Genomic DNA, 15,549 nt, shown 5'->3' with positions numbered 1-15,549 from the left:
AAGAATCAGGCTGAAGAAGTGTCAAGACTCCGAAGGGCCATTCGATGATCTACGGACACGACCCCAGGACAGGCCAGACCGTGGGTGCCGCACTGCCCGAGACCGACAGCGCCGGGGTCGACGTGGCCGTTTCCGCCGCGGCCACCGCCGGCGCCGCCTGGCGGGCGGCCTCCGCGGACGAACGGGCGCGCGGGCTCGAAGCCGTCTCCGACGCGCTCACCGCGCACGTCGACGAGCTGTGGCAGCTCGCCGACCAGGAAACCGCACTCGGAGAGGTACGGCTGCGCGGCGAGGTGGCCCGCGCGGCCGGGCAGTTCCGGCTGTTCGCCCAGGTGATCAGGGACGGCGCCTACCTGGAGGCCGTCATCGACCACGCCGACGGGTCCCTGACGCCGCCCAGGCCCGACGTACGCCGGATGAAGCACGCGCTTCGGGGCGTCGTCGCCGTCTTCTCGGCCAGCAACTTCCCGTTCGCGTTCTCGGTGGCCGGGGGCGACACCGCGTCCGCGCTGGCCGCCGGCTGCCCGGTGGTCGTCAAGGCGCACCCCGGTCACCCGAACACCTCCGAGCGGGTCGCGAAGATCGTCCGTGAGGCGCTGCCTGACCCCGACCTGCTGGGGCTGGTGCAGGGCATGCAGGCGGGCGTCGACCTGGTCAAGCACCCCGAGGTGGTCGCGGTCGGGTTCACCGGCTCGGTGGCCGGGGGCAAGGCGATCCAGAAGCTGATCGACGAGCGGGAGGTGCCGATCCCGTTCTACGGCGAGCTGGGAAGCGTCAACCCCGTGGTCGTGCTGCCGTCAGCGCCCGCCAAGGACGTGGCCACGGGGTTCGCCGGGTCGGTGACGCTGGGCGTCGGTCAGTTCTGCACGAACCCCGGGCTCATGTTCGTGCCGGACGACGACGAGCTGCGGCAGGCGTTGGTGGAGGCCGTCGAGGGGACCAGCGGCGGCTCCATGCTGGCCGAGCGCATCAGGGACGGCTATCTCGGCGGGATCGGGCGGCTGGGCGAGCTGCGGCTGCTGGCCGAGGGCAAGCCCGGTGAGGGCAACTGGGCGGTCACGCCCAAGGTGTTCACCACCGATCTCGACACCTTCGCGGAGAAGCTCCCGCACATCGCCGAGGAGTGCTTCGGGCCGGCGTCGATCGTGGTCACCTACCGGGAGATCTCCGATCTGCCGGCGGTGCTCGAGCGGCTCGATGGGTCGCTCACCGCGACCGTGCACAGCACCGACCCCTCCGAGGCGGGCGACGTCGCCGAGGTGCTCGGCAAGAAGGCGGGCCGGCTCATCTGGAACGGGTGGCCGACCGGGGTGGCCGTGTGCTGGGCGATGCATCACGGGGGTCCGTGGCCCTCGTCGACCTCGACGTCCACGTCCGTCGGCGCGACGGCGATCGACCGGTGGCTGGCGCCCACGGCGTACCAGGACTGGCCCGAGGCCCTGCTTCCGGACGAGCTCAAGGACGCCAACCCGCTGTCCGTCCCACGCCGGGTGGACGGCCGACTCCAGGTGTGAGTGCCGGCAGGACAGCTGCCGGGGTGCGCGTCGGCAGGCGGCTGCAGGTGTGAGCATCGGGAGGTGAACGAGGACGTGGGGCGGGTCCGCTCGCCGTCGGGGGACCGCCTCACGTATGGGACCGCCTCACGTATGGGAGGGAGTACGCCTGCCCCGAGCCCATCACGTGAGGGGGTGGGTCCGCCCTGAGCCAGCGCGGCGCCCGCGCACGACCTCGGGCGCCGGTTTTCGACCGGGGACGGGGTCAGGCGCCGGCGATCTCCAGGCCGGTGGTGATGAGGCGTTCCAGCGACCGCATGTGCTCGGGCGAGGGGTCCACCAGCGGCGGCCGTACGCCTCCGACCTTCAGCCCTCGGATTCGCACCCCTGCCTTGACCAGCGAGACCGCGTAGCCGGGCACGAGGTCGCGCAGTTCGACCAGCGGCAGGTAGAAGTGGGTGAGCAGCCGCTGCGCCAGCACCTCGTCCCCGCCCGTCACGGCCTTGTAGAAGGCGAGCGAGATCTCGGGCGCGAAGGCGAACACGGCGCTCGAGTACAGGTTCACCCCGAGCCCTCGATAGGCGGGCACGGTCAGTTCGGCGGTGGGAAGCCCGTTGAAGAACGTGAAGGGCTGGTCCGTGGAGTTCCGCACGGTGAGGATGATCCGCTGCAGGAGGTCGAAGTCGCCGAGGCCGTCCTTGAAGCCGATCACGTTCGGCACCTTGGCCAGTTCGGCGACGGCCTTGGGGGTGAAGCGCGCGGTGCCGCGCTGGTAGATGATCATGGGCAGGCCGCCGGCCGCCGCGACCTCGCGGACGTACTGGACGAGGCCGCTGGAGGGGCCGGTGACCAGGTAGGGAGGCATGAGCAGCAGTCCGTCGGCGCCTTGGGCGGCTGCCGCCCTGGCGATGGCCTTGGCGGCGGGCAGCGGGCCGCCCGCGCCGCCGAAGACGGGCGCGCGCCCGTCGGCGGCCTGGACGGAAACGGCCAGCACCCTGGTGTACTCGTCGAGGTCGAGGGCGCTGAACTCGCCGGTGCCGCACGCGGTGAACACTCCTCCCGCCCCGGCCGCGACCCCGTCGGCGATGTGCCCGGCCAGAGCGGGTTCGGCGAGGCCGCCGTCGGCGCCGAAGGGGGTGACGGGAAAGAAGAGAACACCATCTAGCCGCATCAACAGTCCTTTCTAGCGGATGCCCTCCCTGCGGAGAGTGGCAGCCAGCTTGCGGGTGTGCCGGATCACCGCTTCGGTGATCCGCTCGACGTCGGCGGGCCCGAGTTCGGCGGGCATGGAGCAGCTGATCGCGTCGGTGGCCGGGATGCGGTAGTCGACCGCTACGGCCACGCAGGCCACACCGGGTGTGCCCTGCTCGCGTTCGTACGACCAGCCCCGCGTGCGGACCTGGTCGAGCTCGCCGGTCAGTTTGGTCATGTCGGTGATCGTGTGGGGGGTCAGCCCGACCAGCGGCTCCGGCACGAGCGTCATGACCTCGTCGTCGGTGAGCTGGGCGAGCAGCACCTGACCGAGAGCCGTGACGTGCGCGGGCAGCCGCCGCCCCACCCGGGGGATCACGTGATCGGCGTCGCGCGACTCCCTGGTCGCCAGGTAGAGCACGTGCGCGCCGTCTCGCCGGGCGAAGTGCACGGTCTGCCCGATCTCGTCCCGGAGGTCCTCCAGCGTCTCCTGCGCGAAGGGGAGCGCGGGGTCCTTGTCGAGGTACGCGGTGCCGGTCAGCAGCGCGTGCGGCCCGATCCCGAAGGCCGACCTGGCCGTGTCGGTCTCCACCCAGTTGAGCTCGACCAAGGTCCGCATGAGAGCGTGCAGGCTGCTTCGGGGGAATCCGGTGCGCTGCTGGAGCTCCGACAGTGTCATGCTGTGGTGCGAGTCGGCCAGGGCTTCGAGGATGCGTACCGTCCGCTCGGCGGACTTGACCAGCTGGGGCTCCATACTCATCCCATCTCGTATCCTTCGGCGGCTGAAGACATCCAGGATATGGGATACCGTCCATATACGTGGACGCCTAACCCTTGACCGCGCCGCTTGTCAGGCCGCGCATGAACTGCCGCTGGAAGGCCAGGAACGCGATGATCGAGGGGAGCAGCGCCAGCAGCGAGGCGGCGAGCAGCACGCCGATCCCCACTTCCTCGTCGGAGCGGAGCGAGCGCAGCGCGATGGGCAGTGTCCACATGTCGGACGCCGGTGCGACGATCAGCGGCAGCAGATACTGGTCCCAGATCATGGTGAAGCCGAAGACGCCGATCACGCCGAGCGCGGGGCGGCACAGCGGCACGATGATCGTGGCGAAGATGCGCAGCTCGCCCGCACCGTCGATGCGCGCGGCCTCCTCCAGCTCGACCGGCACCTCCTTCATGAACTCCGTCATCACGAGAATGGAGAAGCCCCAGGCGCCGACGGGCAGGATCATGCCCGCGTAGGTGCCGATGAGGTTGAGGTTCAGCAGCGGCATGTCGGCCAGGACGAGCGAGAGGGGAATCGCGATGATCTCCTCGGGGAGCATCATCGTGGCGAGCATGAGCAGCATCACGAACGTCATGCCGCGAAACTTCTTGCGCGCCAGGGCGTAGGCGGCGAAGACGCTGACCAGCATCTGCAGCAGCAGCCCGAAGCCCACGACCACGAACGAGTTGAGCAGGTAGAGATAGACGTTCTTCTCCCCGGCCTGGACGAAGTTGTCCAGGGTGAACTCGTCGGGCCACAGGGAGAAGGACGTCGGGTCGAGGGTCTTGCTGAACGAGCTCATGAGCAGCGCGACCAGCGGCCCGGTGAAAACCACCACCATAAGGCCATAAATCAGGGTCTTTCCGGCGATGGCCAGCGGACCCTTGCGCGACTCCAGGCCCAGAGCGCTGTCGAACCTCATGTCGTCTGCCTCCTGCGCAACATCTGCACGACCACCGTGAGCGCCAGCGTGGCGGCGAACAACACGATCCCGCCCGCCGAGGCGACGCCCAGCTCGTTCTTCTGGAAGCCGAGCTTGTAGATCAGGGTCATGAGCACCTCGGAGGAGCCGTTCGGGCCGCCGTTGGTGAGCACGTACACCTCGACGAAGACCCGCAGCCCGCGGATGGCCGCCAGCGTGAACAGGATCCAGAACACAGGCCGCAGCGCCGGCAGCGTGATGTGCCGCAGCCGCCTCCAGGTGGTGGCCCCGTCCACGGCCGCCGCCTCGTAGAGGGTGCGGTTAACGCCGACGAGCCCGGCCAGGAAGATCATCATGTCGTACGGCGTGCCGCGCCAGATGCTCATGATCATGATCGACCACAACGAGGAGTCCTCGCTGGCCAGCCACGGCTGCGGGCCGATGCCCGCCCAGCCGATGATGATGTTGAGCATGCCGCTGTCGGCCGGGTGGAACATGATCCGCCAGACCTCGGCCACGGCCGCCATCGTGGTGACGACCGGCAGGAAGGCGGCCGTCCTGACGAACCACAGGTATCGCGCCGGCCCCTCGATGAGCAGCGCGAGACCGAGACCCAGCACGATGGAGCCGACCGTGGTGCCGAGCGCCAGCACGACGCTGTGCCAGATGGCCGAGGCGAACTCGTCGTCCGAGATGATCGTCTGGTAGTTCTGCAGGCCGACCCATTCGTCACCGAGGAACGTCTGGACCTTGAACAGGCTCTTCCACAGGCCCACGAACATCGGGATGAACTTGAAGTACAGGAAGAGCACCAGAGCGGGCGCCAGAAACAACCACGCGACGACGGGCCCCCGCCACCGCACCGATCTGGTGCGGCGGTGAGGGGGCGCCGCCGAGCTCCGCGCCGGCGTGAGTGTGGACGTCATGACGCTTGCTGGCTCTGCAGTTCCTGAGTGAGCTTGGTGTTCAGCTCCTCCATCTTGGCCTTGACGTCGGCGGAGCAGTCGGCCCAGACGGCGTTGATCGAGTCGGCGGAGTCCTGGCGGATCGGCGCCCAGTTGGTCACCGGCGGGGCGTAGACGGCGTGCTCGTACGACTCCTGGAACACCTTCCACCGCGGGTCCTGGCGCTCGCTGGCCATGTCGACCTGGGTGTTGACGGGGAGCCGGACGATGGGGCCGCTGTTGTCCTTGTCCATGCCGATCCGCTGGCCTTCGGCGGAGATGGCGAACTCGGCGAACTTCTTCTGCGCCTCCTGGTTCTCGGAGCCGGCCATGAGGTAGACGTTCTCGCCCTCGCCGAGGGTGCCGGGGCCGCCGGAGGGGCCCTTGGGCACCGGGATGACCTCGAGCTTGTCGGTGCCGATGCCGTTGACGAACCTGGACAGCACGTACGGGCCGGTCAGGTAGATGCCGCCCTGCCCCTTCTCGAAGACCTCGTGCGTGACGGTCGTGTCGTTGCTGACCGCGCCGGGGTTGACGGTCTTGGTCGTGCAGAACTGGTCCTGAAGGTACTGGACGGCTTCGACGGTCTTGGGGTCGTTCATCGTGGCGGTGAACGTGCCGGGGCCGTTGGCCTTGACGAAGTCGCCGCCGTTGGCGTAGATCAGCGAGGAGGCGTACCACGAGGCGTAGCCGCGCTTGGTGCCGGCGGGGATGACGAAGCCGCTGGTGTCCTTCTTGCCGTTGCCGTCGGGGTCCTTCTCGGTGAAGGCGGTGGCGAGTTTCGCCAGATCCTCCCATGTCTCGGGCGGTTCCATGTCGACCTTCTCCCGCCAGTCCTTACGGATGAACAGGGCGAACGCCTGGGCGGAGAACGGAGCCGCGTAGGTCTTGCCGTCACTGGCCGTGGCGGCTTTCCACGCCAGCTCCGACACCTGGTCGCTGCCGGCCAGGGAGGCTTTGTCGACTTCCTGGAGCCAGCCCTGCGACTGCATGGCGCCGATCTGGGCGGTGTCGTTGATGACGATGTCGGGAAGCTGCTTCTGCGCCGCCTGCTGGTTGAGCTTGGTCTCGAAGTCGTCGAATATCGCGACGACTTTCGACGGAGTGCCGCTGGCCTTGGTAAATGCGTCGGCGAGCTTCTGTGCGGTCTTGGCAGCATCGGAATCAGCCGGCTGCCTGATCCAGATCTCCAAGCTGTTGTTGTCTTCTGAACTTGATCCCCCGGAACCGCAGCCTGTCAGCGTAACGGCCAGGGACGCGATGATCGCGGTCCCGAGCAGACGTCGTGACATCAGACCGCCTCCCGTTCACATACGTGGACATGAGTCGTGCACATGGATATGTGCCTGTGACCGTAATCACTGATCCCGTTCACGGTCAATATTCAAGGATGTGAATTTCGGCCAGAATCGTGTACACCAAGGAACATGCGCATTCTGATGACAGGGGCCGCGGGAAAAGTCGGCACGTTGCTCCGCTCGCGACTCGCCCGCGAGGGACGCATCCTGCGCCTCTCTGACTTGCATGCCGTCGAGCCGGGCCCCGGTGAGGAATGGGTGGAGGCCGACCTCGCCGACCCGGCCGCCGTGGCCGAGGCCATGAAGGACGTGGACGCGGTGCTCCACCTGGGCGGCCAGAGCAGGGAGCGGCCCTGGGCCGACATCGTACGGGCCAACATCGAGGGCATGCACGTGCTGATGGAGGCGGCACGCCATGAGGGTGTCGAGCACCTCGTGCTCATGGGCAGCCACCACGCGGCGGGATTCCACACCAGGCCGCCCGGCGGCGCCGACCTGCCCGACTACGCCTTTCCCCGGCCCGACAGCTACTACGGCGTGAGCAAGGTCGTCATGGAGGCGCTGGGAAGCCTCTACCACGACCGGTTCGGCATGAACGTCACCGTGATCAGGCTCGGCACCTGCAACGAGGCGTCGGCCGACACGCGGGGGCTGGCCACCTGGATCTCGCCCGACGACCTCACCCGCCTCGTCGAGGCCGGGCTGACCGCGCCCGGCTACCACGTGGTCTGGGGCGTCTCGGACAACACCCGCCGCTGGTGGTCGCTGGAGGAGGCCAAAGCCATCGGGTACGTCTCCCGCGACGACTCCGAGGCCCAGGCCGCCGCGCTCATCGCCGAGCAGGGCGAGCCCGACCTGTCGGAGCCGCTGCACCACCGGGCCGGCGGCGTGTTCACGCTCAACGAACTCGGCGGCACCTGGTGAACCCCGCACCGCTCTAGCAACCGGTTGCAAGAACCTTGACGGTCAAGGGCGTGAAGGTCAAGGTTTAGTCTGGCAACCGTTTGCAAGGGAGGACGGCGATGGCGGCGACGATCAAGGACGTGGCCCGCGCCTGCGGCGTCCACGTGTCCACCGTGTCGCGCACCTTCTCCGCGCCGCACCTGGTCAACCCCGCCACCCGGGCCCGCGTGCTGGCCGCCGCCGACGACCTCGGCTACCGGCCCAACCGGGCGGCCAGGGCACTGACGACCGGCCGTACGTTCAACATGGGCCTCATTGTCGCCGACATCGCCAACCCGTTCTTCCCGCCGCTCATCAAGGCCGCACAGGCGCAGGCCAGAGGGCGCGACTACCACGTTTTCGTGGCCGACACCGACGAGGACCCGCGGGTCGAGGAGGAGCTGATCAGGACGTTCACCAAGCAGGTGGACGGTGTCCTGCTGTGCAGCCCCCGGCTGTCGAACCGGATGATCGAACGCCTGGCGGAGGACGTGCCGTTCGTGGTGGTGAACCGGCGCATCAAGGGCATGCCCGCCGTGCTCATGAACGTCGCCCAGGGCGCCAGGCACGCGCTTGAGCACCTGACAGGGCTCGGCCACCGCAGGATCGCGCTCGTGTCGGGCCCCATCGGCTCGTGGACCAGCAACGAGATGCAGGGCGTGGCCGCCGAGACGCCCGGCCTCGACCTGGTCTTCTTCGGCCCCAACCAGCCGAAGGAGGCCGGCGGCCTGGCCGTGGCGGCCGACGTGGCCGCCTGCGGCGCGAGCGCGGTGCTCGCCTACAACGATCTCGTCGCGCTTGGCCTCATCGAGGGACTGTCGGCGATGGAGATAGGGGTACCAGACCAGATAAGTGTGATCGGGTTCGACGACATCCTGCCCGGACGGCTCAACAGGCCCAAGCTGACCACGGTGGCCATGCCGGCGGCGGCCGCCGGGAGGATGGCCGTCGACCTGCTGCTCCAGTCGGGGGGCGAGGGCGCGACCGTGACCCTCGACACCGCCCTCATAGTCCGCGAGTCCACGGGAAGGGCCCAAACATGAACTTCGGAACGCTGCCGTCAGGCGAGCAGGTCGAACGCGTGGAGTTGTCATCGGGGCGCCTGCGCGCCGAGGTGCTCACCTACGGCGCCATCGTGCGCACCCTGGAGGTGTCCGGGGTGAACGTCGTGCTCGGCCTGGACACGCTGGAGGACTACCTCACCCGCAGCCGCTATTTCGGCGCCGTCGTCGGCCGCTACGGCAACCGCATCGCGAACGGGCGCTTCACCCTCGACGGCGTCGAATACCACCTGCCGATCAACAACGGCGCCCACAGCCTGCACGGCGGCACCGAGGGCTTCGACCACAGGGTGTGGACCATCGCCGGCCTCACGGACGCGTCGGTGATGCTCGCGCTGACCAGCCCCGACGGCGACCAGGGCTATCCGGGCACGCTGACCACCACGGTCACGTACACGCTGGCCGAGGACGCCCTCCGGATCGACTACTCCGCCAAGACCGACGCGCCGACCGTGGTCAACCTGACCAACCACTCCTACTTCAACCTCAAGGGCGGCGGCGACGTGCTCGACCACGTCATCCGGATGGAGGCGGAACACTACCTGCCGGTCGACGAGGGCAAGATCCCGACGGGCGAGCTCGCGCCGGTCAAGGGCACGCCGTTCGACTTCACCGAGCCGCACGCCGTGGGGAAGCGTTACGACGGCGCCTACGACCACTGCTTCGTGCTCGACGGGGACATCACGGTGAGCGCGGGCGGGCTCACCATGGAGGTCACCACCACCGAGCCCGGCGTGCAGTTCTACAGCGGCAGCATGCTGGACGGCGTCGAGACGCCGTACGGGCCGTTCGCCGGGTTGTGCCTGGAGACCCAGCACTTCCCCGACTCGCCCAACCAGCCGCAGTTCCCCTCCACCGTGCTCAGGCCGGGCGAGATCCGCACCTCGTCCACCACCTACCGGTTCATCTGACCGGGCGCAGGGCGGCGGCGGCCTTGATCACCAGCAGGGCCACGTCGTCCTGCGACGGCTCGGGGGCGAACGTCTCGACCGTGTGCCGCACCCGTTCGGCGACCGCGTGGGCGCTCAGCCCTCGGCACTGCGCCAGCAGCGCCGCCAGCCCGTTGCCGTCGTCCAGCAGCCGGGTGCCGTCCCGCCGCTCGGTCACGCCGTCGGTCACGCACAGGAGCACGTCCTCGGGGGCGAGCTCGAACGTCTCGACGTAGAACCTGGCGCCGGCCTCGATGCCCAGCAGCAGCTGCGGCGTCGCCACCGCCTCGACCAGGCCGTCCGCCCGCAGCAGCAGCGGCGGGGGATGCCCGGCCGAGGCGATCGTGCACAGGGCGCCGCCCTGCGGGAGCGGGGTCAGCTCGCCGCACAGCAGGCTGAGGAACCTGCCCTCGTCGTCGTCCTCCTCCAGCAGCGCCTGGTTGAGCCGGTCGAAGATGTCGGCCACCGTGTAGTGCTCCTTGGCCAGCAGGCGTACGGCGTGGCGGGCCAGCCCGGTCACCGCGGCCGCCTCAGGCCCGCTGCCGCACACGTCGCCCAGCGCGAAACACCAGTGGTCGCCCACCGTGAACAGGTCGTAGAAGTCGCCGCCGACGTCCGCGCCCTCCTCGGCGGGCTCGTAGACGACGGCGGACTCCAGGCCGGGCATGGGCGCCACGCGCATCGGCAGCAGGCTGCGCTGCAGCACCCGTGACGTGGTCGCCTGCCGGGCGTAGAGCATCGCGGTGTGGAGGTTGAGCGCCACCAGGCGGCACAGGTCGGCCAGCAGGTCGGCCACCTCCAGCGGCAGCGTCGGCTCCGTGCGGCCGATCACCAGCGCGCCGTGCGACCTTCCCTGGGTGAGCAGGGGGAACGACAGCACCGCCTCGGGGCCGGACGGCCAGCTCACTTCGTCGAGCGCGGCGCGGGAGACCGCGGGCAGCGACTTGCGCAGGTCGGCGTTGTGGTGTTCCTCACTGTGCCAGACGTGGGCGAGCCTGGTCATGCCCGCGAGGTCGGTCAGGTAGACGGCCGCCCAGGTCGCGATCTTGGGCACGACGAGCTGCGCGGTCAGCGCCGCGATCAGCTCCTCGTCGTGCACGCCGGCCAGCAGCTCGCCCGCCTCGGCCAGAAACGACAGCCGGCCCCGGTGCGCCCGGTCCTGCTCGGCCAGCCGCTCGCGCTGCACCTGCACCGCCACCTGGTCGGCAATGTGCTGCAGGCTCACCGTGAGCTCCTGGTCGAAGCGGCCGGGCTGCTCCGCCGTCACCGCGAGGTAGCCCGTCACCTCGCCCGCGAGGAGCAGCGGCGCGCACGCCAGCGAACGGGCGCGCAGCTGCTCGGCCAGCTCGACGTCACCGGCCAGCAGGTCCTCGATCACCGTGGGCGTCTTGCGCTCCGCGCCGAACACGCCGGTGGCCAGCATCCCCACCAGCCCCGCCGTCGCGCCCGCGCCCGCGGCCACGCCGAACCGGTTGCCGCCTTCCGCGGGGAGCAGCACGTACGCGGCGTCGCCGCCGCTGGACATCTGCACGATCCTGGCGATCGTGTCGAGCAGCTCCGGCAACGGCATGTCCTGGTCGAGCAGGTCCTTGATGCGCCGGCCCGCCTCCCTGCGCGGCGCGGGCGGCGGCGTCAGCACGTAGCGGTGGTCGCCGGCCACCACCATCCAGATCGACCTGCGCTCCCGGGCGCGCCCCTTGGTGCGCAGGTGGGAGACGTAGACGGGCACCAGTCTGCCGTCGGCGTGCCGCATGCGCGCCTCGCCGCGCCAGCGGCCCAGGCCGAGCGTGTCGGTCAGCGACAGCGCGTAGGGGCCGTGGGCCCGCCAGGCCACCAGGTCGGCCAGCGGGCGGCCGATCGCCTGTTCAGGAGGCCAGCCGAGCAGCTGCTGCGCCTCGGAGTTCCACGACCGCACGAGCCCGTCGTCGTCGGAGACCACCACGCCCACGTGCAGGGTGTCGACGGAGGCCGTGGCCGGCGGGCCCGCCACGGCCTCATGCCCGTCGCCGCCGTCCGCGAGCTCCAGCCGCACCCAGACCCGCTTGGCCGTCCGCGTGTAGGTGACCCCCCAGGCGTCGGCGAGCATGCCCGCGAGCGCGAGGCCACGCCCCGACGGCCGTACCTCGGACCCGGAGGTGACGGCGGGCATGACGCCGCACTCGTCGATCGTCCGCGCGGGCAGATGGTCGTCGACCTCGATCTCCAGCTTCGCCGGGCCGTCGTCCACGTCGAGGCGGCAGGTCAGCTCGATCCCGGTGCCCGCGTGCACGACGGCGTTGGTGACGAGCTCGCTGGTCAGCAGCACGGCGTCCTCGGCGAGGTGGCTCAGGCGCCACTCGCCGAGGACCTGGCGGACGAACTTGCGCGCGTGGGCCGGAGCATGCGGTGTGCCCTCGAAGGCCGTGCTCGACACCCGGGTCGTGTCCACTATGCGTCCTAGAACATCACTCGATGTGGCACCTTGGTCACTCTCAGAGTGGCAGACCGGCGGCCTCGCCACCTCCGGTTGTCGATGATCCCCATGGGAGTGAGGGATTCCGCCGGCTTCAAGGTGCCGGAATACGACGACACCGGCGAGCCTCCGCGCGTTCCGCGGTGTCTCCGACGTACCTTTGGCATCATGGCCACCCGTACGCCGAAAAGCGCATCGAAGGGGCCGGCGAAGCGGTCGACCTCGTCTCGCTCGACCTCCGCGAAGCGCGGAGGCACGTCGCCGGGACGGTCCAGAGCCAAGGGAGCCGCCACCGGCCGCAAGCCTTCCGTGACCCACCAGGACCCGATCAGCTGGGTCTTCACGATGATCGGCAAACTGATCGTCGGATTGTGGATGCTGGTCGCCAACGGCGTCGGCAGCACGGCCCGCGCGCTGGGCAAGAACGCCCGCGAGCTCGACCCCGCGCACCGGCGCGACGGGGTGGGGCTGGCGGTGCTGGCGGCCGCCATCGTGGTCGCGAGCATGACGTGGCGCAACAGCGACGGCGCCGTCTCCAGCGTGGTGAACACGACCGCGCGCGGCGTGTTCGGGTCGCTGGCCTGGGCGCTGCCGCTGCTGCTCGGCCTGCTGGCCTGGCGCTACCTGCGCCACCCTGACCAGAACGCCGACACCGGGCGCATGGTGATCGGATGGACCGCCCTGTCGATCGGCGTGCTCGGCGTCATCCACGTGGCCAACGGCACCCCCTATCCGGCGGGCGAGGGCCAGGGCATGGACAAGGTGTCGCAGGCCGGGGGGATGATCGGGTTCATCGTGTCGGCGCCGCCGATGAGCATCCTGCCGCCGTGGATCACGATCCCGCTGCTGCTGATCCTGTCGGGGTTCGGCGTGCTGGTGATCACCGCCACCCCCGTCCACCGGGTTCCCGAGCGGCTGGCCGAGCTCAAGCATCTGTTGTTCGATCGGCACGCCGAGGCCGAGCCCAACGGCTCCACGCCGAAGGCGCCGTCCAAGAAGCGGGCCAGGTCGAAGAAGGCGGAGGACGGCGAGGGCGGCGACCTCGTCAAGCCGTACGACACGCCCGTGCTGGCCGAGAAGGACAAGCGCACCGACCACTCCCCGGAGATCGTGCCGGGTCTGACGGACGAGGAGGCGGCGCCCGCTCCCGACCTGGAGCGCAAGCCCGAGCCTCCCGAGCCGACGCCGGCGCCGCGCAAGGTGGAGCAGCTCGTGCTGTCACCGCAGGCGGGGCCGTACAGCCTGCCCGACCTGCAGCACCTCAAGCCGGGCACGCCGCCGAAGCCGCAGACCAAGGCCAACACGACCGTGGTCAACGCGCTGACCAGCGTGCTGGAGCAGTTCGGCATCGACGCGCAGGTCATCGGGTTCACCCGGGGACCGACCGTGACCCGCTACGAGATCGAGCTGGGGCCCGCGGTCAAGGTGGAGAAGGTCACGGCGCTCACCAAGAACATCGCGTACGCCGTCAAGTCGGCAGACGTCCGGATTTTGTCTCCCATCCCCGGCAAGTCGGCGATCGGGGTTGAGATCCCGAACGCCGACAAGGACCTGGTGGCGCTGGGCGACGTGCTGCGCTCCCAGGTCGCGCAGGCCGACCACCATCCGATGATCGTCGGCCTGGGCAAGGACGTCGAGGGCCGCACCATCGTCGCCAACCTCGCCAAGATGCCCCACCTGCTCATCGCGGGCGCGACCGGCGCCGGTAAGTCGGTCTGCGTCAACGGGCTGATCACGAGCGTCCTGATGCGGGCCACGCCCGACGAGGTGCGCATGGTGCTGGTCGACCCCAAACGGGTCGAGCTCAGCGTCTACGAGGGCATCCCCCACCTGATCACACCGATCATCACCAACCCGAAGAAGGCCGCAGAAGCCCTCGAATGGGTGGTCGGCGAGATGGACCGCCGCTACGACGACCTGGCCGCGTCGGGGTTCCGGCACGTCGACGAGTTCAACAAGGCCGTGCGGGCGGGCAAACTGCAGCCGCCGCCCGGCAGTGAGCGGGTCTACCAGCCGTACCCGTACCTGCTGGTGATCGTGGACGAGCTGGCCGACCTCATGATGGTGGCCCCGCGCGACGTCGAGGACTCGATCGTGCGCATCACCCAGCTCGCCCGCGCGGCGGGCATCCACCTGGTGATCGCCACCCAGCGGCCGTCGGTCGACGTGGTCACCGGCCTCATCAAGGCCAACGTGCCGTCCAGGCTGGCCTTCGCGGTGTCGAGCCTCACCGACTCGCGGGTCATCCTCGACCAGCCGGGCGCCGACAAGCTGGTCGGCCAGGGTGACGCGCTGTTCCTGCCGATGGGCGCGAGCAAGCCGATCCGCATCCAGAACGCGTTCGTCTCGGAGAAGGAGATCGCCGAGATCGTCGCGTACTGCAAGGCGCAGATGCAGGCCGAATACCGCGACGACGTCGCCGCCGCGCCGGTCAAGCGGGAGATCGACGAGGACATCGGCGACGACCTCGACCTGCTGATCCAGGCGGCCGAGCTGATCGTGACCACCCAGTTCGGCTCGACATCGATGTTGCAGCGCAAACTGCGCGTCGGGTTCGCCAAGGCCGGCCGGCTGATGGACCTGCTCGAAAGCCGCAACGTGGTCGGCCCCAGCGAAGGATCCAAGGCTCGCGAAGTGCTGGTGAAACCGGATGATCTGCCGGGATTGCTAGCTGACCTGCGTGGCGAATGACCCCAATGCGTGCATGCCCAGCGATAACTGGTTGAATATGAACCACTACGCAACGTCGTGGTGGTTAGTCCAGGCGCCATGGGGAGGCGTTCGCTGTGCAGGATCAGAGCATCGGGGCCGTGCTGACTGCGGCCAGGCAGTCGGCCGGTTTGACGGTCGCGCAGGTCAGCGCGGCCACCAATATTCGCGAGACGATCATCCATCGCATGGAGCAGGATGACTACGGCCAGTGCGGCGGTGACTTCTACGCCAGAGGGCACATCAGGGCCGTGGCCCGCGCCGTGGGGCTCGATCCCGAGTCCACCGTGCACCTTTTCGACCAGCAGCACGGCGGCGCACCGGAGCCGGTGGCCGCCTCGGCCGTGTTCCAGGCCGACCGCAAGATCAACGTACCCGAGCGGCGGGGTCCCAACTGGACGGCGGCGCTGGGGGTGGCGCTGGCGATCGTGATGGTGTTCGGCATGATGCGGGTGCTGGGGGGCGCCAGCGACCAGGTCCGCACGGCGGACGTACGCGCGGCGTCGGCCAAGCCCAGCGTGCCGCCCAACACGCCCATCACCGAGACGCCGCGCCCCAGGGCCGCCAAGAAGGGCATGGTGACGCTCCGGATCAAGGCGAATCGGTCGTCGTACGTGAACGTGCGCGACGCCGAGGGCCGCAAGCTCTTCGCGGGGACGCTCAAAGCGGGAAAGACGTCGACCTGGCGGGCCGAGGGCAAGGTCAATGTGCTGATCGCCGACGCGGGAGCCGTGTCGGTGCAGGTCAACGGCAAGAAGGTGACGTCGCTCGGCGAGGCGGGGGAGTCGGTGCGGCGTTCGTTCGGCCCGCCGAAGACGCAGGCGCGGTAGTCGCGCGGCGGT

At 69.5% G+C, this 15,549-nt stretch carries 12 protein-coding genes; 6 read left to right on the top strand and 6 right to left on the bottom strand.

Annotated elements, in window-relative coordinates; translation table 11 throughout:
• The first annotated feature begins 44 nt into the window (after positions 1–44).
• Positions 45–1,514 (top strand): aldehyde dehydrogenase (NADP(+)), encoded by a 1,470-nt coding sequence (locus GUY59_RS02315; RefSeq protein ID WP_138198956.1) that lies wholly within the window; start codon positions 45–47, stop codon positions 1,512–1,514.
• Positions 1,515–1,758: 244 nt separating this feature from the next.
• On the opposite strand, the gene GUY59_RS02310 is transcribed toward GUY59_RS02315, so the two are convergent.
• From GUY59_RS02310 to GUY59_RS02290, 5 genes are all read right to left on the bottom strand, one after another.
• Entirely contained in the window at positions 1,759–2,664 is a 906-nt protein-coding gene (locus GUY59_RS02310) for a 5-dehydro-4-deoxyglucarate dehydratase (protein WP_138198957.1), read from the bottom strand.
• 12 nt (positions 2,665–2,676) lie between these two features.
• The gene (locus tag GUY59_RS02305) at positions 2,677–3,444 is read right to left on the bottom strand and encodes an IclR family transcriptional regulator (protein ID WP_236666758.1); all 768 of its coding nucleotides are present in this window, start codon (positions 3,442–3,444) and stop codon (positions 2,677–2,679) included.
• Positions 3,445–3,511: 67 nt separating this feature from the next.
• The gene (locus tag GUY59_RS02300) at positions 3,512–4,372 is read right to left on the bottom strand and encodes a carbohydrate ABC transporter permease (protein WP_138198958.1); all 861 of its coding nucleotides are present in this window, start codon (positions 4,370–4,372) and stop codon (positions 3,512–3,514) included.
• Positions 4,369–5,298, bottom strand: coding sequence for a carbohydrate ABC transporter permease (locus GUY59_RS02295; RefSeq protein ID WP_132333579.1), 930 nt, complete (start codon positions 5,296–5,298; stop codon positions 4,369–4,371). Before GUY59_RS02295 ends, GUY59_RS02300 begins: the two co-directional genes overlap by 4 nt.
• Positions 5,295–6,509 (bottom strand): sugar ABC transporter substrate-binding protein, encoded by a 1,215-nt coding sequence (locus GUY59_RS02290; protein WP_236666757.1) that lies wholly within the window; start codon positions 6,507–6,509, stop codon positions 5,295–5,297. Before GUY59_RS02290 ends, GUY59_RS02295 begins: the two co-directional genes overlap by 4 nt.
• A gap of 234 nt (positions 6,510–6,743) precedes the next feature.
• On the opposite strand from GUY59_RS02290, the gene GUY59_RS02285 reads away from it, so the two are divergent.
• The 3 genes from GUY59_RS02285 (at position 6,744) to GUY59_RS02275 (ending at position 9,528) form a co-directional block, all read left to right on the top strand.
• Positions 6,744–7,538: an NAD-dependent epimerase/dehydratase family protein gene (locus GUY59_RS02285; RefSeq protein WP_236666756.1), complete on the top strand. Its 795-nt coding sequence runs from the start codon at positions 6,744–6,746 to the stop codon at positions 7,536–7,538.
• A gap of 98 nt (positions 7,539–7,636) precedes the next feature.
• Complete coding sequence (locus tag GUY59_RS02280) at positions 7,637–8,599, top strand: LacI family DNA-binding transcriptional regulator (protein WP_138198960.1); 963 nt, start codon at positions 7,637–7,639, stop codon at positions 8,597–8,599.
• Positions 8,596–9,528 carry an aldose epimerase family protein gene (locus GUY59_RS02275; protein WP_138198961.1) on the top strand — a complete coding sequence of 311 codons (933 nt, stop codon included), beginning with the start codon at positions 8,596–8,598 and terminating at the stop codon, positions 9,526–9,528. Before GUY59_RS02280 ends, GUY59_RS02275 begins: the two co-directional genes overlap by 4 nt.
• Here the strand turns inward: GUY59_RS02275 and GUY59_RS02270 are convergent.
• On the bottom strand, positions 9,521–11,974 hold the full coding sequence (locus GUY59_RS02270; protein WP_161714346.1) for a SpoIIE family protein phosphatase: 2,454 nt from the start codon (positions 11,972–11,974) through the stop codon (positions 9,521–9,523). The two genes, GUY59_RS02275 and GUY59_RS02270, sit on opposite strands and share 8 nt — an antisense overlap.
• 192 nt (positions 11,975–12,166) lie before the next feature.
• Here GUY59_RS02270 and GUY59_RS02265 point away from each other — a divergent pair, with 192 nt between their 5' ends.
• Positions 12,167–14,689 (top strand): DNA translocase FtsK, encoded by a 2,523-nt coding sequence (locus tag GUY59_RS02265; RefSeq protein WP_138198963.1) that lies wholly within the window; start codon positions 12,167–12,169, stop codon positions 14,687–14,689.
• Positions 14,690–14,784: 95 nt separating this feature from the next.
• Positions 14,785–15,537: a helix-turn-helix domain-containing protein gene (locus GUY59_RS02260; RefSeq protein WP_132333585.1), complete on the top strand. Its 753-nt coding sequence runs from the start codon at positions 14,785–14,787 to the stop codon at positions 15,535–15,537.
• Positions 15,538–15,549: the final 12 nt, after the last annotated feature.

The organism is Nonomuraea sp. K271 (assembly GCF_009908215.1).
In the GTDB taxonomy this organism is placed as follows: domain Bacteria; phylum Actinomycetota; class Actinomycetes; order Streptosporangiales; family Streptosporangiaceae; genus Nonomuraea; species Nonomuraea longispora.
Note: the sequence above shows the minus strand (reverse complement) of the source record. Positions and strands in the feature narration are given on the sequence as shown.